This window comes from Arthrobacter sp. R1-13 (assembly GCF_054161475.1).
In genome coordinates, this window is record NZ_CP096420.1 from 1926909 (window position 1) to 1945020 (window position 18112).

General features: G+C 61.1%; 15 protein-coding genes and 1 pseudogene. 4 read left to right on the top strand and 12 right to left on the bottom strand.

What is annotated here, in order from left to right; all coding sequences use genetic code 11:
* Window positions 1-35: 35 nt before the first annotated feature.
* The 4 genes from M1D88_RS08795 to M1D88_RS08810 all read right to left on the bottom strand — a co-directional run bounded on the left by M1D88_RS08795 (window position 36) and on the right by M1D88_RS08810 (window position 5508).
* Window positions 36-959, bottom strand: a complete 924-nt coding sequence (locus M1D88_RS08795) for a carbohydrate ABC transporter permease (protein ID WP_458114132.1) — start codon at window positions 957-959, stop codon at window positions 36-38.
* Window positions 956-1912, bottom strand: coding sequence for a carbohydrate ABC transporter permease (locus M1D88_RS08800; protein WP_458114133.1), 957 nt, complete (start codon window positions 1910-1912; stop codon window positions 956-958). The genes M1D88_RS08795 and M1D88_RS08800 overlap by 4 nt, the downstream gene beginning before the upstream one ends.
* A 75-nt stretch (window positions 1913-1987) precedes the next feature.
* Window positions 1988-3337 carry an ABC transporter substrate-binding protein gene (locus tag M1D88_RS08805; RefSeq protein ID WP_458114134.1) on the bottom strand — a complete coding sequence of 450 codons (1350 nt, stop codon included), beginning with the start codon at window positions 3335-3337 and terminating at the stop codon, window positions 1988-1990.
* Between the two features lie 68 nt (window positions 3338-3405).
* Window positions 3406-5508 carry a beta-galactosidase gene (locus tag M1D88_RS08810; protein WP_458114135.1) on the bottom strand — a complete coding sequence of 701 codons (2103 nt, stop codon included), beginning with the start codon at window positions 5506-5508 and terminating at the stop codon, window positions 3406-3408.
* Window positions 5509-5658: 150 nt separating this feature from the next.
* Between M1D88_RS08810 and M1D88_RS08815 the strand changes: the two genes are divergently transcribed.
* The 3 genes from M1D88_RS08815 to M1D88_RS08825 all read left to right on the top strand — a co-directional run bounded on the left by M1D88_RS08815 (window position 5659) and on the right by M1D88_RS08825 (window position 8087).
* Window positions 5659-6732: a LacI family DNA-binding transcriptional regulator gene (locus M1D88_RS08815; RefSeq protein WP_458114136.1), complete on the top strand. Its 1074-nt coding sequence runs from the start codon at window positions 5659-5661 to the stop codon at window positions 6730-6732.
* Window positions 6733-6783: 51 nt separating this feature from the next.
* Window positions 6784-7206 (top strand): alternative ribosome rescue aminoacyl-tRNA hydrolase ArfB, encoded by a 423-nt coding sequence (gene arfB / locus M1D88_RS08820; RefSeq protein WP_458114137.1) that lies wholly within the window; start codon window positions 6784-6786, stop codon window positions 7204-7206.
* A gap of 173 nt (window positions 7207-7379) precedes the next feature.
* A complete protein-coding gene (locus M1D88_RS08825; protein WP_458114138.1) occupies window positions 7380-8087 on the top strand; it encodes an SDR family oxidoreductase in 708 nt (235 codons plus the stop codon).
* Between the two features lie 110 nt (window positions 8088-8197).
* Here the strand turns inward: M1D88_RS08825 and rhaI are convergent, their stop codons facing one another.
* From rhaI to M1D88_RS08860, 7 genes and pseudogenes are all read right to left on the bottom strand, one after another.
* Complete coding sequence (gene rhaI, locus M1D88_RS08830; protein WP_458114139.1) at window positions 8198-9364, bottom strand: L-rhamnose isomerase; 1167 nt, start codon at window positions 9362-9364, stop codon at window positions 8198-8200.
* 141 nt (window positions 9365-9505) lie between these two features.
* The gene (rhaS, locus tag M1D88_RS08835; protein ID WP_458114140.1) at window positions 9506-10600 is read right to left on the bottom strand and encodes a rhamnose ABC transporter substrate-binding protein; all 1095 of its coding nucleotides are present in this window, start codon (window positions 10598-10600) and stop codon (window positions 9506-9508) included.
* A gap of 49 nt (window positions 10601-10649) precedes the next feature.
* Window positions 10650-11666, bottom strand: coding sequence for an ABC transporter permease (locus M1D88_RS08840; RefSeq protein ID WP_458114141.1), 1017 nt, complete (start codon window positions 11664-11666; stop codon window positions 10650-10652).
* On the bottom strand, window positions 11656-12678 hold the full coding sequence (locus tag M1D88_RS08845) for an ABC transporter permease (RefSeq protein WP_458114142.1): 1023 nt from the start codon (window positions 12676-12678) through the stop codon (window positions 11656-11658). The genes M1D88_RS08840 and M1D88_RS08845 overlap by 11 nt, the downstream gene beginning before the upstream one ends.
* Window positions 12675-14246: a sugar ABC transporter ATP-binding protein gene (locus tag M1D88_RS08850; RefSeq protein ID WP_458114143.1), complete on the bottom strand. Its 1572-nt coding sequence runs from the start codon at window positions 14244-14246 to the stop codon at window positions 12675-12677. Before M1D88_RS08850 ends, M1D88_RS08845 begins: the two co-directional genes overlap by 4 nt.
* 411 nt (window positions 14247-14657) lie before the next feature.
* A pseudogene (locus M1D88_RS08855) lies at window positions 14658-14992 on the bottom strand (hypothetical protein).
* A gap of 66 nt (window positions 14993-15058) precedes the next feature.
* Window positions 15059-16567, bottom strand: coding sequence for an MFS transporter (locus tag M1D88_RS08860; protein WP_458114144.1), 1509 nt, complete (start codon window positions 16565-16567; stop codon window positions 15059-15061).
* A 310-nt stretch (window positions 16568-16877) separates the two neighbouring features.
* Between M1D88_RS08860 and M1D88_RS08865 the strand changes: the two genes are divergently transcribed.
* Window positions 16878-17429, top strand: coding sequence for a hypothetical protein (locus M1D88_RS08865; protein ID WP_458114145.1), 552 nt, complete (start codon window positions 16878-16880; stop codon window positions 17427-17429).
* Window positions 17430-17444: 15 nt separating this feature from the next.
* On the opposite strand, the gene M1D88_RS08870 is transcribed toward M1D88_RS08865, so the two are convergent.
* Window positions 17445-18059, bottom strand: a complete 615-nt coding sequence (locus tag M1D88_RS08870; RefSeq protein ID WP_458114146.1) for a dihydrofolate reductase family protein — start codon at window positions 18057-18059, stop codon at window positions 17445-17447.
* Window positions 18060-18112 lie beyond the last annotated feature (53 nt).

Below are 18112 nucleotides of genomic sequence, written 5' to 3' on the forward strand. Positions count from 1 at the left end.
GGTCCGGTGACTCTGCGGCTGGCCGCGGAGTCGGTTTATTCCTTGACTCCCCCGGTCGCCAAACCGGTTTCCCAGTAGCGCTGGAGGAACAGGAAAGCGATGATCAGTGGCACCACACTGATGAGTGAGCCCGTGATGACAGTGGAGAACAGCGCCTGGGCGCCTCCACCAGCGGCGCTTGCGGACTGTTGTTGTGCCAGTCCGACTGTCAGCGGATAGAGCGATGACGTGTTCAGCATGATCAGCGGCAGGAAGTAGTTGTTCCAGGTGGCTACCAACGCAAAGAGGAAGACAGTGACAACCCCTGGGCCGAGGAGACGGAAGGAGACCTGCCAGAAGATCCTGAATTCCCCTGCTCCGTCCACACGGGCGGCTTCGATCATTGAGTCCGGGACCGCGTTGGCGGCATACACACGCATCAGGAAAACCCCGAACGGGCTGACAAGTGAGGGAAGGATGATGGCCCAGGGGGTGTTGGTGAGGCTGGCCGCGTTGAACAGCAAATAAGTGGGCAATGCCAAAGCGGTGAGCGGAATCATGATGGCCCCGAGGGTAATGCTGAACAGGGCCCGTGATCCGGGAAAGGAGTACTTCGCGAATCCGTAGCCGGCCATGGTGGCGATCAAGGAGGCTCCGACCGCGCTCACGCCGGCGTAGAGAACGGTGTTCAACGTCCACCGGAGGTAGAGGCCATCGCGGACCGTGAACACAGACACCAGGTTGTCCCACAAGGAGAACCTCTGCCCGAACCAAAGCCCGAAGGTGCTGAAGAGATCCGAGTTGTCCTTGGTGCTGGCAATCAGCAGCCAGAACAACGGGAGAAGGAAGTAGAGCGCGCACAGCCACAACATGATGGTCAGCGGCATGCTGCGTTCTTGCCCGCGACGTACTTTCCCACCACGAGATGGAGCGGGAGCCGGGGTTTTTCCTGTGGCGGGAGCGAGTTGGGTGGTGGTCATCGTGCGGCCTTTCGCTGCTTGCGTTCACTGCGCTGCGTGCCCAGTTGGACGACGTAGGAGACGACGGCGATGATCGCCCCGAGGAGGAATGCCACCGCTGCGGCGTAGTTGACGTCCTGGTTGACGAACGCGAGGTTGTACGCGTAAAAGTTCGGGGTGAACCCGTTGGTGATGGCGCTGGGGGCGATGGCGTCGAGCAGACTCGGCTCGTTGAACAGCTGGAAAGTTCCGATGATCGAGAAAATGACGGTCAGCATGATCGCCGGGCGGATCGCGGGGATCTTGATGCTCCACGCAATTCTGTACTGGCTGGCGCCGTCGATGGCCGCAGCCTCGTACAGTTCAGCAGGAATTGACCGGAGGGCCGCGTACAGGATGATCATGTTGTAGCCCACGAACTCCCACGTGACGATATTCATCATCGATCCGAGGATGTTCTGGGAGTTGAGCAGATTCGGGGATTCCAGGCCGACTGCGCGGAACAGCTGCGAGATGGGGCCGAAATCGGGGCCGTAGAGGTATCCCCACATCAGCGTCGCCACTACACCGGGGACGGCGTAGGGCATGAAATACAGGAGGCGCAGCGCCTTGGCACCATGTGCCCGTCCGCTGTCGAGTCCGAGGGCCAGGAACAGTGCCACGCCGAGCATGATAGGCACCTGAACGAGCAGGAAAATCAGCATCCGGCCAATCCCGCCCAGGAAGTCCGGGTCTGAGAAGGCCTGGATGTAGTTGTCCAGGCCGATGAATGAGAGTCCGCCGACGAGCTGGTTCTTGAACACACTGAGGTAGCCCGCATATCCGAGCGGGATGACAAGCATCGTAGCGAAGACCACGAAGAACGGCAGCACAAAGAGGTAGGCGGCGGTCGTTTGCCTGCGCTTGCTGACGGATGAACGTCTGGCGCTGCGTGCGCCCGCCGTCTTCCCCGCGGGAATGGACCTTATGGCCACGGCTGATCCTTTACTTAGAGAGATGGGAAGGGTGGGAGGCGCCGCCACTGCTGGCGGCGACGCCTCCGGGCCGTCTTATTTGACGGTGAACCCCTGGGCCTTCGCGTACTTGACGAGTACGTCCTGCCACTGGTCAAGGGCTGCGCTGAGGTCCTTCTTCTCACCTATGGCTGTGCCGACAATCTCGTTGAACTGGGAGTAGGCGTACTCGGTGAACGGAAGCCACGCGAACTCGGTGTCGACGGTTCCGGAGATGTCGGCGAAGAGCTCGTTCACCTTCTGACCGCCGAAGAACTCCACGGCTTTCCCGCTGAATTCGGGGCTTTCGAGAACCTTCTTGGACGCGGGGAAGAGGAACTGCTCGTTCGCGAACATGGTGGTTGACTCTTCATCATGGTTGATGAATTTTGCCAGTTCCTGCGCAGCGATCGGGTTCTTAGTGGTTGACAGCACCGCGTCGGAGGAGCCGCCCCAGTTCCCTGACACCTCCTTGGACGTATCCCACTGCGGCAGCGGGGCAGCGCTCCACTTTCCTGAGGTATCAGCGGCCGTGCCCTGCAGGAAGATCGGGCCCCAGGCAGCGGTGAGCCATCCAGCGTACTTGCCGCCGGCGAGGCCCTGGTAGAACTGGTCGTTGAAGTCAGCGTCAGTGGAAACGAGATCCTTTTGAACCAGGTCCTGCCAGTAGCTGAGAACCTTTTTCGATTCGGCGCTGTTGACGTTGATGCTGACCGTCTTGTCGCCGTCGTAGCCGAAAGGCTTAACCCCGGCCTGCCACAACAGTCCGACAACCTGCGCGGGGTCGTTGGTGGCAAGGTTGGAGATGTACGACCCCGTTGAGTCTTTTACTTTTTGGGCCGCTGCCGCGTACTCCTCATAGGTCTTTGGGGCCTCGGTGACGCCTGCCTGGTTGAGAATATCGCTTCGGTACAGGTTGCCCATGGGTCCGATGTCCTGCGGGATAGCCCAGACGGCGTCGTCGGTGGAGACCTGGTTCCAGACCCAGTCCACGTAGTCGCCCGAGATGTCCTTTGCCCCGTAGGGAGCTAGATCCAGCAGCGAATCCGTCAGGGTGAAGGACGGAATGTACTGATATTCAAGCTGTACAACGTCCGGAGCGCCTTCCTTGGACTGCAGCGCCGTCCGGACCTTTTGGTAGTGCTCGAGTCCTTGCCCCACGTTCTCAACCGTGACGTCAATGGCGGGATACTTCTTTTCGAAGAGTGCCACCTCTTTTTCAATGTCCGGTACCCAGGTCCAGAACGTCAGTTTGGTGGGGGTGGTGAGCGCCTTGTCGATCTCGTCCTGCGAGACGGTCTCCGTGGTGGGGGTTCCAGCGGGTGAGCTGCTGCAGCCGGTAAGGAGCAGTGCGGCCATTGCGGCGCTGCTCACCAGCGTCATTGCTGTTTTTGGTGCCTTTTTCATCGTTACTCTTTCTGTGATTTTTGGTCTTGCTGATGTTTCGGAGCGGCATCCGGCTGACCCGGACCAGCTCACTGGCTGATGAAAGTACGTGTTGACCATGCAGCGAGCGAAAGCTCTGTTCCCGCCTCATGAACGGCATCGACGGCGATGTCGCTGACCCTCTGGGCGAGCGTCACATTCCGGTTTTCCCACCCCCAGTTGAAGACGAACCACACACGGCGGCCGTCGGGCAGCGAGCCCGAGGAAACTGTGAGCGGACGCTCCACCTCCCCCGCTAGGGACGAGGACGCGTCCGGGACGGCCCAGCGGACAATGGATTTGGCGAGGGCAGGAGACGGCACGCACCCGACAACAGTCACGCGGCCGGAACCATGGATCTGCGTTGTTACCGCTGGGAAGTCACCGAAGCGGGGATGCTCATAAGAGGCCAGCGACTGGGCGCCCTGCAGGATGAGCCCGTCCACCCACAGCCGGGCGTACGACGCACCGTCAATCTCCAGTTCAGCGCCGGCACCGTTTACTGTCACATCCCGTTCCAGGTTGGAGAATTCCTCGTATCGCACGCCGGCAGCCTCATGAAGGCGGTCAGGTGCGACGGCGACCCGGGCACGCGCCTCTTCGTCCCCATACCCGGTGCGCACGCCGAGGATGAGGTGGCCGCCCAGCTCGGCATACTCCCGAAGCAGCTCAAGTTCATCGTCCGAGGCGATATAGACGCCCGCCGCCACCAGTACCGGGAACTGCTTGACCAGCTGCGCTGCCCCGAGGGCCGCCGCCTGCGGGAGATGCAGCACCCGCGACTGCCGGCCGGAGTCGATAATCCCACGGTGGAACGCGTCAATGATGTGCTCGTAGGATTCCCCGTCAGGCTGACCGTCAGCAGCAAAGGGAGGCATGAACTGCATGGCAAACCGGCTGGGGTTCGACCACAGAATGGCGACGTCGGCGTCCGGCTCATACCCGTCCAGCAGCGTTCCGATCTTCCCGAGTTCGGATCCCAGTTCAGCGAGTTCCGTATAGACCCGTCCCGGCACCAGGCTGTGGGGCAGAACCCCTCCCCAGTACGTTTCGGCTCCATACGGCAGGGTGTGCCAGTGCCAGTACTCGATCATGGCGGCACCCCGGGAGATGAAAGCGTAAGCGGACTGCTTCAGTTGACCCGGGTAAGGTGGCAGGTTCGTTTCGGCGGCGCCGATGGTCTGGGCGTTGGTCTCCGTGACGAGGTACCTTCCCTGCTTGGACCCGTAGAGCCGGTCAGCCTGCCGGAAGAGGCCTGCCACTCCCGTGGTGGTCCAGTAGTTGGGCTGGTCAAGCTCCTGGAGCCCGTCAAGGTGGTCCTGCATGCCGTAGTAGGGGTTGCCTGCTGCGATGTCGAGCCTGGCGAAAAGCTGTTCGTCGTCCAGGCCGCGGCGAGGGTACTGCAAACACGTGGTGATGAACTGGTCGCTTCGCCGATACTCCGCCACGAGGTCCGCTTGCCAGTCAATGAATTCGGTGGTGAGATCGGCCTGGTAACGGCGCCAGGCGAGATCGTACTGGGGGAAAGTGTTGCCGTCCGGGCGCCAGAGTTCGGACCAGTCTGTTATCCGGTGGGACCAGTAGGTGAGGCCCCATTCGCGGTTCAGGGTCTCGACGTCGCCGTACTGCTTTTTGAGCCGCCGCACGAAGCGTGTGAAGGCACCGTGGTTGTGGATGAGTTCCAGCCCGGGCTCGTTATCCACTTGGAAGCCGATGACTGCAGGATGCGTGGCGTGGTGCTCAAGGACTTTGCGGATGACGCGTTCTGCATGGAACAGGAACGCGGGGTGAGAGTAATCGATCTCCTGCCGTGCGCCCCAGGGTATTTTGATACCCGTGCTGCGTTCGGCCGCGATTTCCGGGTAAGCCGCCTGCAGCCACGGGGGAACTGCATAAGTCGGGGTGCCCAGGATGACTTTGATGCCCCGCTCATGGGCGCCGTCCAAAACAGGTGTCAGCCATTCGACGTCGAACTCTCCGTCCTGGGGTTCCCAGGACGACCAGACTGACTCGCCCACACGGATGACGTTGAATCCGGCTTCCTTCATCAGGTCAAGATCTATTTTGAGCCGGTCTGCCATGTGGTATTCGGCATAGTAGGCCGCTCCAAAGAGGATGCCGCTGGGCATAGGGGCGGGGACTGACGGTTGCATTCAGAAACACTCCGTTGGGTTTGGTGCGGGAAGGTTCATTGCATGTTAGCGCTAAATGTTACCGGAAACATAGACCTTCGGAGAGAAATGTTTCCGGTAAACTCGATTAGAGTGGCAGGAGCCGCCACAGGAACGCTGATTGGGGACCGTATGAACGACGAGGGGGCCGCGAAGGTGGTGGAAGCAGGGCAGGCCACTGTGCAGGCGTCGCCGGCGACGAGACAGGCCACCATTTACGACGTCGCCGCGGCAGCAGGAGTCTCCCATCAGACGGTCAGCCGCTTCCTGCGCGGCTTTGAGGGTATCCGGCCTCAAACAAAACAGCGGGTTGTCGATGCACTCGAGAAGCTCAACTACCGGCCCAACCTGTCGGCCCGCTCACTGACCACCGGTGAATCGCATCGGATAGGCGCCCTCACCCATGAAATAGCGCATTTCGGTCCGAGTAAGGTCCTGCAAGGCGCAAGTGCCGCGGCCAGGGAGGCCGGATACTTGCTCGACATCGTCACTCTGGATGTAAGTGACCGCGCTTCGATCGAGGAAGCACTGGCCCTCGTGATGCAGCACGATCTTGCCGGTGTCCTTGGCCTGGCCTCGACCGACCAGATGAGGGAGGCTTTCGAGAGGACCGAATTCCGCGTTCCCTCGTACATCGGGGCCGAAGAGGACGACGCCCTGAGTGGCCGCCCCTCACAATTGACCACCGTTGGCTTTCCAGCTCTCATTGAGCACCTGGCATCCCTCGGTCACCGCAGGTTCCTTCACATCGCAGGGCCTACCACGTTTCCGGCGGCCCGAAACCGCGCGCGGGCCTTCGAGTCGGTCATAGCAGAACAAGGCCTCCAATCCGAAGGAATCGTCTTCGGCGACTGGTCCGCCAGGTCCGGGTATGAGGCTATCTCGCTGGTGTCCCAGGATCTCCGGGCCACAGCCATTGTGGCGGCAAATGACCAGATGGCGCTTGGTGCCATACTCGCACTCTCCGAAAGCGGCTTCAGGGTTCCTGACGACATAAGCGTGACGGGCGTCGATGACATCCCGGAAGCCGCCTTTTTCATGCCGCCCCTCACCACTGTCCGTGTCGACTTCGCCGCGCAAGGGCGCGCCGCAGTCCACGAGCTGCTTGGGCAGATCAACGGCACCCCCCATCTGCCGGGTGATCTCCTGGCTTCAGAGCTCATTTCACGGCGCTCCACTGGCCCTGCTGCCGGAACGCTCGGCTAACGCTCCCATGGGGGTGCGTCCGTTGCGCCCATGTTGTGCGACGCTGGATGCATGGATCTTGAGGTGTTGCCCGCGCTCACGGTTCCCACCTCGGAACTGAATTGGCGGTTCTCCCGTTCGTCCGGGCCCGGCGGCCAACACGTGAACACTTCTGACAGCCGCGTTGAGCTTTCCTGGGACGTTGTAAACTCTGCAGCTCTTTCAGATTCTCAACGGCTGATGCTGCTCACGCGGCTCCAGCGACGCCTGATCGACGGCGTGATCACGGTGACAGCTTCCGAGCGGCGCTCCCAATTGCGCAATCGCGAGATCGCACTGGCCAAGCTTTCCGACCTCGTGGCGGAGGCTCTTGCTCCCGAGGCCGCTCCGCGCCGGGCAACCAAACCCACGCGGGCATCGAACCGGCGTCGCCTGGCCGCAAAAGAACAGCGGGCCGCGACCAAACAGCAGCGGAAGGGACCGTCGGCAGAGTAGAACCGATCAGTACAACCCGTCGGGAATTTAAACTGATTACACTCGGTTTTGAGTAGAGTCATCGTCGCGGGAGCGGATCGCCTTGTTCCGCCCGGGGAAAACCGGCCAACGGTGGCAGACCTATCTCTGCAGCTGAAGTTGCGGAGACCACTCATAACCAGAAAGTTCGTGATATGCCTTCACTTAATGGAGCAGTCGTCCTGGTCACCGGAGCAAACGGCGGCATCGGAACCCATTTCGTCCATGATGCCCTCGCCCGCGGCGCAAACAAGGTCTACGCCACCGCCCGTAACCCCCGAACCTGGGAGGACGAGCGCATTGTCCCGCTCACCCTGGACGTCACAGATCCCGCTTCCATCCAGGCAGCTGTCGAGGCAGCGGGGGACATCACAGTGTTGATCAACAACGCCGGTGCGTCCGTGTCCAGCTTCGGCATCCTTACTCACACCGCTGAGGAAATCCGGAACAACGTGGAGACGAACTTCCTCGGCCCGCTGTTCCTTGCGCGGGCCTTCGCACCGATCCTTTCAGCGAGGGACGAAGCCGTCATCATCAACATCCACTCGGCGATGAGCTGGTACGCCGTCGGTGGCATTTACAGCGCCACCAAGGCAGCCCTCTGGTCGGCCACCAACTCACTGCGCCTGGAACTCGCCCCGGCAGGGGTCCACGTCGTGGGCGTCCACGTCGGCTGGGTGGACACCGCCATGGCAGCGCACAGCACCGATCCCAAGACCGACCCGGCTGATCTGGTGAGCACCGTACTGGATGCAGTCGAAGCAGGCGAGTACGAGGTTCTCGCGGACGAGACATCCGTGCAGCTCAAGGCCGGGCTCAGCGCCCCCATCGAGGCTCTGTACCCGCAACTGGCCCAAGCTTAGGAATAGGGAAGGGCCGTGGTCATGACTCAATGTCCTGACCACGGCCCTACCAATCCAGCCTGAATCAAACCGCCAAGGTTGGCCGCCGTCGCTATCGGTTTGTATGGTTTTCAGGCGCCCCATCCGGCTTGCTGGCCGCCGACGCGGTCCTCGTTGATTTTCTTCTGGTAACCGCTGGCCTTGAACGCGGCCAGCGGGTCCGCGGGAAGCCCGCGGGATTCACGCCACTGGGCCAGAAGAGGCCGGACGTCGGTGTAAAAAGCATCGTTGAAGATACCGTTAGCAGCCAGGACATCCCCGGACCGCTGCGCCTCCGCGAGGGCTTCGCGGTCCACCAGCAGCGCCCGGGCAGTCATCTCCTGCACGTTGAGCACCGAGCGGATCTGCCCCGGGATCTTCTCCTCCAGGTTGTGGCACTGATCCAGCATCAAAGCCACCCCGGAGTCCTTCCCGTACCCTCCCCCGCGGATGACCTCAACCATGATCCGGAACAGCTGGAACGGATCAGCCGCGCCCACGATCAGATCATCATCGGCATAAAAACGGGAATTGAAATCAAAGGACCCCAGCTTCCCCAGCCGCAGCAACTGCATCACAATGAACTCAATGTTCGTTCCCGGCGCATGATGGCCGGTATCCAGGCACACCAACGCCTTCTCCCCCAACGCCAGCACCTGCGCATACGAGGTCCCCCAGTCCGGAACATCGGTGTGATAAAACGCCGGTTCAAAAAACTTGTACTCCAGCACCAGCCTGTGGTCCTCACCAAGACGTGCGTAAATCTCCGCCAGGGACTCCGCCAACCGGTCCTGCCGTCCCCGCAGATCATCCTGGCCCGGATAATTCGTCCCGTCAGCGAGCCAGATCTTCAGGTCCCGGGAACCGGTGGCGTGCATGATGTCGATGCATTCAAAATGATGGTCAATGGCCCGCCGCCGCACCGACGCATCCGAGGACGTCAACGAACCATACCTGTACTCATCATCCTGGAACGTGTTGGAGTTGATCGTCCCCAGGCCCATCCCCAGGCCGGCCGCATACTCCTTCAACGCCGCGTAATCATCAACCCTGTCCCAGGGAATATGCAACGCCACCGTCGGCGCCAGACCCGTCACCTCATGGACCATGGCCGCATCAGCCATCTTCTCCTGAATCGTCCTCGGAGTCCCCGGCGTCCCAAACACCCGGAAACGGGTCCCCGAATTCCCATACGCCCAAGAGGGAACCTCGATAGCAAGCTCCTCGAGCCTGCCCAGCGCCGTCGTCGTGTTGTTCATGAGTGGATCTATCCGTTCTGCGTGCGCGGTACGTCTGGATGAAGGATGGACAGGGCTGGGGGCTCAGATCGGGGCCACTGCGGGCAGGGGCCCCGATCCGGGTTTGCAGCCACCGGCAGCTCGAAGCGGCCGGCTGTTGTCTTAGAAGTTGAACTTGTCCACGTTGTCTGCGGTGAACACCGTGGGATCTCCGAGCAGGACGGTCTTGTTGGCTCCGATGGTGAATTCGCCCATGGTGCCGGCCTTGAACTTCTCTCCCTCTGCGCCTGTAATCTGGCCGGATGCGAGAGCGGCGCCTGTGTAGGCAGCGAGGTAGCCGAGCTTTTCAACGTCCCAGAGGGCGAAGGACTTCATGGTGCCGTCCTTGACGAATTCCTTGAGGTGGCTGGGGAATCCAAGACCGGTGAGCTGGACTTTGCCCTTGTACTCCGAGCCGGACAGGTACTGTGCGGCTGCCGCGATGCCAACCGTGGTGGGCGAGATGATTCCCTTGAGATTCGGGTGCTGTTGCAGCAGCGCCTGGACTTCCTGCTGGGACTTCTGGGCATTGTCGTCCCCGTAGACAGTTGAGACCAGCTTCAGTTTGGAGTATTCGGGCTTCTGGAGCTCTTTCTTCATAAGTTCGATCCAGGCGTTCTGGTTCGTGGCGTTGGCTGTGGCGGAGAGGATGGCGATCTCGCCACCGTCGGCCCCGATTGCCTCGGAAATAAGCTTGATCTGGGTTGACGCAATCCCTTCGGACGTTGCCTGGTTTACGTAAACGTCGCGGCATTCGGGATCTGTGTCTGAGTCGAAGGTTACAACCTTGGCGCCGGCGTTGCGGGCTTCATCGAGGGCCGAACAAATGGCCTTAGGGTCGTTGGCCGAGGTGACGATCACTTCAGTGCCCTGCTGGGTGAGCGTGTTAATGTAGCTCACCTGGCTGGAAGCGCTGCCTTCGGACGGACCAACCTCCGAGAAGTCACCCTTGAACTCCTCTACCGCCGTCTTGCCACCGCGGTCGGTGACAGTGAAGTAGGAGTTGTTCAGCTGCTTGGGCAGGAACGCCACTTTGAGCCCTTCCTTGAGCGGAGCGTTGGGGTCAGCGCTGGCAGTTGACGTGCCGCCTCCGGCATCTGCGGTGGATCCTGAGTTGACTGTGGTCCCCCCGCAGGCTGTCAGGGCCAGGGTAAGGCCGGTGACGACGGCGAGATAGGCCGGTGCGACGCGGCTGGTTCCTCTTTTGCTGAATTTCATGGTGATGCCTTTCGGGTTGAACATCGTTGTTGCAAGTGGGTGGTAGGGGCTAAGTGGTGAGAGGTCTCTTTCGGGCCGAGCGGGCCCAGGTAATTGCATTTGGAGCGATGACCGCAGCGATCAGGAGTCCTCCGGTCAACATTGAGAGCGTGTCCTCCGGGACGCTTGCCAGCTGGAGGGCGTTGCGGAGGATGGCAAGCAGTGCCACGCCCGCAATAACCCCCGGCAGGTTGCCCTTACCGCCGAAGATAGACACGCCTCCAAGAAGTACGGCTGCGATGACTGACAGCTCCAAGCCGGTGGCGTTATCCCCCCGTGCACTTCCGTAGCGCAGAGTCCACCAGATGCCGACCAGAGCCGCGATGGCGCCGGAGACCACGAAGAGCCAGAACTTTGTCCGTGCAACCGTGATCCCGGAGAAGCGGGCAGCGTCTTCGCTGTAGCCGATGGCGAACAGTGACCGGCCGAAGGCGCTGAAGTGCAGGATCACCCCGAAGACAACTGCAAGAAGCAGTACGGGGATGATCCAGACCGGAATGCCAGATGTTCCAATCTTGGCTTGCAGTCCGGAGGTGATGACGCGGCGAAAGCTGGTCACTGCCTGGTCCCCCAGGACCACAAACGCCAGCCCCCGGTAAAGAGCCAAGGTGCCGATAGTCACCGCGAGTGACGGCAACCCCAGGACCGAGACAAGGAATCCGTTTACGGCTCCGGAGATGGCACCGAGCACGAGGCACAGGGGAATGATGGTTTCCAGCGGGAGCCCGCCGCTCCAGAGAGCGCCAAAAACGCAGCTGATGAACCCGGCGATGCTGGCAACCGAAAGGTCAATCTCCCCCGTGAGGATGATCAGCGTCATCGGTAGTGCCAGCAACAGGATGGGGATCATGTCTATCAGAAGAAATCCTGCATTGCGGGGTGAGGCAAACCCGTCCACCGTCACTGAAGCGACAAGGATGCTGAGGAGGACCGCCGCGATGATTGCTGTGTCCCAGCCCTGAAGGAAGCCCCAACGGGAAGCCGCGGGACGGGTTGCCGTAGGGTGTGGTGCAGTTTCAGCCAACATGGGTGTCGTGTCCTCTCAGCCGTCGCTCAGTGCGCAGGGCCAGGTAACGGTCAAGTGCAATCGATGCCAGAATCAGGGCACCGATCATCGCCCGCTGCCAGAACGGGGATACTCCCAGGACCGGCAGGGCAGAGGTAATGGTGGTCAGAAGAACGGCACCTATTGCCGCCCCATAGACAGTTCCAACGCCGCCTGCGATCGCTACTCCGCCAACGACGGCCGCTGCCACAACGTTAAGTTCCAGGCCTTGACCAGCCGTGGCGTCCAGGTTTCCGTACTTTGCAGCGTAAATGACACCCGCCAGTCCGGCCAGAGCGCCGGAGACCGCAAAGGCAATAAAAACCCTCCTGCCCACCCCGATGCCGTAAAGCCGCGCAGCGAGATCATCTGACCCGACTGCATAGAATTCGCGGCCGGAGCGCATGTTCTTCAGGTAAAGCCCGAAGAAAAGAACGACGGCCAACGCTATAAGGGCGAGATAAGGGAGTGCGAAGAGTGATCCGCTCCCAAGATCCAGGAAGGCCTGGGGAAGGTTGGACGGGCTGATCTGCTGCCCCTGCGCCCAGGCGAAATCAACACCCCGGAAGATGTAAAGAGTGCCAAGAGTAACAACCAGGGATGGAACCCTGGCAATGGCAATCAGCGCCCCGTTCAGCGCCCCCAGCAGCATTCCCAGTCCAATGCCGATCACCAACATCGCCAGGACGGGAAGCTCGGGCAGTGCGATGAAAATCTTTCCCGTCGCGAAGGCCGTAAGGCCAAGCACTGCCCCCACCGACAAGTCGACGTTCTTGGTGATGATGACCACTGTTTGACCAACAGCGAGAATCACCAGGATGGAGGAATTCAGGAGCAGGTCCTTGGTGCTCTGGGCGCTGAGAAATCGCGGGTTTGCCGCGACTGTTGCTCCGATGAGAACTGCAAGGGCGAGGAAGACGCCGAATTCCCGGGAGCGGGTCAGGGTCCCCAGCCAAACCAGCGAGGGCTGGCGTTGAAGGGCTAGTGTGGTCACGCTTTTGGCTCCTTGTTTGGGGAATCGACGCCGGTGGCTGCGGTCATGACGGTCTCCTCGGTGGCCTCGCTGCGGCTAAGTTCAGCCGTGATGCGTCCTTCGTGCATGACCAGGACCCGGTCAGACATCCCGAGGATTTCCGGAAGTTCTGAGGAGATCATCAGGACAGCCAGACCGTTTCCCGCCAATTCGGAAATAAGCCGGTGCACCTCGGATTTTGTGCCTACATCAATTCCCCTGGTGGGTTCATCGATAATGAGGATCCTCGGCCCGGTGGCCAGCCATTTGCCGAGAACGACTTTTTGCTGGTTTCCTCCGGAGAGCGTCGAAATAGGTGAATTTGGCGAGCCTGCCTTGATCTGAAGCTTTTTTGCCCAATCCCTGGTGGTTGCGGCCTCGGAGCGGTTGGTCAGCACCCCAAAGCGGCTGAGCTTATGCCTCAGGGTGAGCGTCAGGTTGCGGCTCACAGGCAGTTCCATAACGAGGCCCTGTTTGCGCCTGTCTTCGGGCACCAGACCTATACCTGCTGCCATGGCTGCACTCGGAGAGAGTGGCTTGAGCGGCTTGTCGCGTATCAGGACTTCGCCGGCATCGTATTTGTCCACGCCGAAAATAGCCCGCGCAACTTCTGAACGCCCTGCTCCAACCAGGCCGCTCAGTCCCACGATCTCGCCGGCATTGACGGTGAAAGAGATGTCGTGAAAAACGCCTTTGCGGCTTAGCTTCCTGACTTCCAGGGCAACGTCGCCTATCTCGGCGTCCTGCTTGGGAAAGAGGGACGCGACGTCGCGTCCAACCATTTGGCGGATGACCTGGTCAACGGTGAGCTCAGCGGCGGGTGCTGTGACGACGTGCGCCCCGTCGCGCATGACCGTTATCCAGTCGGCGAGAGCGAAGACCTCCTCGAAGCGGTGCGAAATGAACAGCACTGCCGCTCCCCTGTCCTGCAACGTCCGGGTCACTGCAAAGAGCCGCTCGACTTCTACGCCGCTCAATGCCGCCGTCGGCTCATCCATGATCAGGACACGCGCATCCAGGGAGATCGCTTTGGCAATTTCGACCACCTGCTGATCGGCAATGGAAAGACCCTGTGCAATGCGGTCAGGATCAATCCGCACCCCAAGCTGGGTGAAAAGCTCCACGGCCATGCGCCGCATCTGCTTTCTGTCGATCCGCCGGAAACGCCCGAGGGGCTGGCGGCCCATGAAAATATTCTCGGCCACAGTGAGGTCCGGAAACATTGTTGGTTCCTGGTAGATGACGGCGATTCCTGCTTCGCGGGCCTGAAGCGGATCCCGAAAGGAAACCTCCTCGCCATCCAGGAGGACGCGGCCCTGGTCCTGCTGATGAAGGCCGGCCAGAGTCTTGACCAGGGTTGACTTCCCGGCCCCGTTTTCGCCCACGAGGGCGGTAACCTGCCCCCGGAGGAGGCTGAGGTTGGCGCCCCGGAGGGCCTTGACTGCTCCGAAAGCCTTATGGATACCGCGAAGCTCCAGAATCGGGACAGGATCATCGGCGGCAGCCGGACTGCTGCGCAGGTCGACGCCATGCGTGTACGTGTCGTCCATGCCGGTTACTCCTTTGTAATGAATCGATTCATTGTGAACGTGATCACAACCTAGGGCATGCTTTGGGAGCGTGTCAACAAGCCCTGGAATTTCGCGCCAAGGAAGGCCTTGTCTCCAAAATGTGAGCTGTGCTGCCAGATTGAAACTTCTATTGATTCGATTCATTAAGAAAGCGTTTTATGGAGGGATCCATTCGAAGTAAAGCGCATTCCAAGGGCTTTATAGTACTTTTGGCAAGGCCCTGAATCCTTTGGGACAGTTCCCCTGATGCAGGCGAAAGGTTGCGGACATCATTCGATGGCACCGCTGGTCCTGGATCGATTCACACAACTCTTAGAGAAGCGACGAAGTGCGCCGGCATGGCGAACCAATCCCCCAAAAAGGTCGAAGGCAGTGCTCTTGCCGACTGACTCACACCGATGGGCCGCCCGGCGGACCGGCGAGGACTGTGGGGATGTACTCAAGCAGTTGGAGCCGGCCGTCGAAAGTCCTGCTGTCCACCATCTCAAGCGCAACGTCGGGATAGCCGTCATAGATCGGATCCCGCCCGCTGCGTCCCGTGATCACAGGCGGAGTTCGGCCAGGTCGGTGGCGCCTGCAGGGTCCTGCTCGAGCCAGGCCAGGTATTCGGGCCCCTCCAGGCCCCACCAACCGGGCCATCCCTCCGCCGATGCATACCCATCCAGGGAGATGATCAGATCGACCATGGGCTCCGCTGATGATGTGCCTGCCGTTGTCTCGCTCATAGCCATCTCCTTGATCTGGTGGACGCGCGCCCTTACGCGTGTGTCATGCCGTAAGCGTCAGATTGCTTACCCGGAGGACGGAGAGTCCGCGTTCGCGGTTTCCTTCGCCTCTACGGCCGCCTTCATGTACGACGCCGAAACCCGGCGGTACACCGGGGTCAGGAAGGCCAGCAAGGCGGCTACCACCATGATGATCCCCGCAATCAGGAACACCAGGGCGATGCCGCGGGAGACGCCCTCGCCCAGCAGTGGGGCCAACTGCGCAGCGCCCTCCTCGGACCGGGCATACGGGATGATCCAGAACTGGGCGATCGGCGCAATAAGGAACGCGGTGATGGGTGCTGCAGCGGATTCGAATGCCATGGCGAATCCGAACACCCGGCCCTGACGCTGCAGCGGCACCACCTGTTGGATGACCGTCTGCTCCGCAGCCTCCACGACAGGGATGAGAACCAGGTATAGCCAGATTCCTGCGATGTACAGCCAGGCCCACTCCCGCACTGTGAACACAGCACCGAGGACCCCCATGACCACCACCGCGCAAAGCATGGTTCGCAGCGGGTTGGCCCCAAGTCCGAACTTGCCCACAAGCGCTCCTCCTATGATGAAGCCCGTGGATCCCAGCGCGAAGACGGCTCCCCAGATTTCAACCGGGAACATCTCCAGGCCATAGGGATCCATCAGTGCCATGTACACGCCGCCGATGAAGTTGTTGAACGTGGAGAACAGGATGAGGGCGAAGAGTCCGGTGATGGCCAGCACGGCGGCAATGGAACCGCGCAAGTCGAACGCACCGTGCGCGTCCGTGGAGGCCACCCGCACTTCCTCCGGCATGCGGAGAGTGAGCAGGTGCGCGAAGGCCAGCACGGTCAGCACCACGGCGACGACGACAGTCCAGCCCATGCCCAGGAGCCCGATGGACAATCCGGAGAGCACCGAGGTGACGATAAACGCCAGTCCCTGCACCATGCCCACCATTCCGTTGGCATTGGCCCGCCGGTCCGGCTCGATGAGGATTGTGACAATGGTGGAAAGAGCCACATTGCGCATGTTCTCCACAACTGCGCCAACGAGGATGATCAGGGTGAACAGCCAGAACCACGGCTGTGTAAGGTCCAGCAACTGCGGGGTGGGCGTCAGCAGGAACATGACTCCGGACAACACAAACATCACCAGCGTGAAGCCCGCTGCAAAGCGCATCACAGCAAGTTTGCGGTAGCGGTCCACGAAAGTGCCGAAGCTGATGCTGGAAAGGGCGATCAACAGCATGTACGCACCGCCGACTACCCCGGTGGCGATCACGTTGCGCGTTTCCAGATACACCCAGAATGTCAGCGCGAACCACAGGTAGCTGGTGGTGATGTTGGCCAGAGCCGTGTTGACCAGGATCCCGGCGAATGTGCGGAAACGCTGGGCCGGACTTCGCAAGGATGTGTCGACGGCGTCCGGATCAGTTAAGTGCGGAGCGTCACCGTCCTCGACCTGCGTGGAGCTTAAGGCCGTCTCCTCAGGACGGATCCCATCGCTTTCTGGAGCTTCAGCGGCCCTGCGGCGGACCGGTTCCTGCTCAGTCATGCGTCCCAGTGTAGTGAGAACCTCGCACCGCGGACAGGGTCCGGACCTGACGAAAATTTTCTGGAATAGAGGTGCAATGTGGACAGCGTTTCCTATTTCGTCAGCGACCCAGCAAGCTATATAGGGGCTCAGTAACAAGGTGCGATTGTGACGCACCGCCGCAAAGAAAGGCCCACAAGCCGTGCCACGACCAGAACGGCCACGCAATCCGTTGGTCCGCAAGTACCTCAAGGCCAGCCAAAAAAACCTTGCAGGTGCCAGAGGCCTTGGCGAATTAAAGTCTGTGGAGCCCGCCGCTCGACAGGACGGGATGCCAATCCTCGGCGAGGATCAGGTTTACGTAATAAAGTACGGAATGGAGTACCACAGGGCGTGGTGCCGGGTTGTGGCCAATGCATGGGACCAGGCACCCAGGGGCCTGCACGTGACCCTCTTGGCTGATGTCGGAGAACGAAACGGGTGCATGGAATGCGATGTGGTCCTGAAGAAGGCGTCATCTGCGCTGGACCAGCAGGTGCAACCCCAACTCTCCCCGGAACTTCCGCCGTCTGACGCATTGATCCCGTTGAGGGTCATCGGGGTTGCCCATGGAATCCTCTTCCTAGCAGCGGGGCAGGAACATCAGGAGCGCCTTAACGAGACTGCGGTGGAGCCCGCGACCCCGCTGTCTGTAGACGGGCGGCGTGACGGCATGGTGGTGCGGCTGGATGCCACCCGCACCGAACCACTCCTGGTTGTGCAGTTGGATCCGCGTGCCACCGTAACGGACGGGCCTTACCAGATGCACCTGCGTCGCCCACTCCAGCGATCGGCGACCAAACGTTATGCCGTTGAGTGCGTCGAACCGGTACCGTGCCCGTAGGTCACCCGCGTTGCGCTACCCCTGGCTGATATCGACGCCGGTGATTGGTACCCCCGCCCGCTCGTAGACCAGAGAGACGGCGCCCTTAGGGAACGCCTGGGGCGGCTGAGCGAACCGGAACGCAGCCGGCACCCCGGTGCCATCGGCGAAGAGCCGCTTGCCTGATCCGAAGGTGAGCGGGTAAAGGAAGAGGTTCAACCGGTCGACGAGGTCAGCCTCGAGCAACGATCGTGCGAGATGCCCGCTGCCGATGACGTGGATGTCGTCGAACCGGTCCTTCACCCCCGCCACCTCCGCGACGTCCGACAACGCCGTCGTTCCCTCCCATCCCGGATCCTTCAGGGAGCGCGACACAACGAACTTCGGCAGGGCGTTGAACGTCACCGCAATCGGGTCATCGCCGCCCCTGGTCGGCCAGAATCCGGCGAAGATGTCGTAGGTCTTGCGCCCGAGCAGGAGCGCGTCCATGCGGTCAATTCCGGCGCCAATCGCCTGCCCGGTCTGGTCGTCAAAATACGCGCCCTGCCAGCCGCCGAACTCGAAGCCGCCCTCGCGATCCTCGTCCGGGCCGCCCGGCGCCTGGTACACGCCGTCGAGGGTGATGAACAGGTCAACGGAGAGGATTCCCATGGTGTGCTCCTTCGCATGAACGGCGACCGGGTGCCGCCTCTGCCTGCGCGTCG

Excerpts from the sequence above, each read along its gene's own strand:
- M1D88_RS08860 (WP_458114144.1), bottom strand. The coding sequence starts at position 16,567 with ATGACTGAGCAGGAACCGGTCCGCCGCAGGGCCGCTGAAGCTCCAGAA.
- M1D88_RS08825 (WP_458114138.1), top strand. The coding sequence starts at position 7,380 with ATGCCTTCACTTAATGGAGCAGTCGTCCTGGTCACCGGAGCAAACGGC.
- arfB (WP_458114137.1), top strand. The coding sequence starts at position 6,784 with ATGGATCTTGAGGTGTTGCCCGCGCTCACGGTTCCCACCTCGGAACTG.
- M1D88_RS08815 (WP_458114136.1), top strand. The coding sequence starts at position 5,659 with ATGAACGACGAGGGGGCCGCGAAGGTGGTGGAAGCAGGGCAGGCCACT.
- M1D88_RS08870 (WP_458114146.1), bottom strand. The coding sequence starts at position 18,059 with ATGGGAATCCTCTCCGTTGACCTGTTCATCACCCTCGACGGCGTGTAC.
- M1D88_RS08865 (WP_458114145.1), top strand. The coding sequence starts at position 16,878 with ATGCCAATCCTCGGCGAGGATCAGGTTTACGTAATAAAGTACGGAATG.
- M1D88_RS08795 (WP_458114132.1), bottom strand. The coding sequence starts at position 959 with ATGACCACCACCCAACTCGCTCCCGCCACAGGAAAAACCCCGGCTCCC.
- rhaI (WP_458114139.1), bottom strand. The coding sequence starts at position 9,364 with ATGAACAACACGACGACGGCGCTGGGCAGGCTCGAGGAGCTTGCTATC.
- M1D88_RS08810 (WP_458114135.1), bottom strand. The coding sequence starts at position 5,508 with ATGCAACCGTCAGTCCCCGCCCCTATGCCCAGCGGCATCCTCTTTGGA.
- M1D88_RS08805 (WP_458114134.1), bottom strand. The coding sequence starts at position 3,337 with ATGAAAAAGGCACCAAAAACAGCAATGACGCTGGTGAGCAGCGCCGCA.
- rhaS (WP_458114140.1), bottom strand. The coding sequence starts at position 10,600 with ATGAAATTCAGCAAAAGAGGAACCAGCCGCGTCGCACCGGCCTATCTC.
- M1D88_RS08850 (WP_458114143.1), bottom strand. The coding sequence starts at position 14,246 with ATGGACGACACGTACACGCATGGCGTCGACCTGCGCAGCAGTCCGGCT.
- M1D88_RS08840 (WP_458114141.1), bottom strand. The coding sequence starts at position 11,666 with ATGTTGGCTGAAACTGCACCACACCCTACGGCAACCCGTCCCGCGGCT.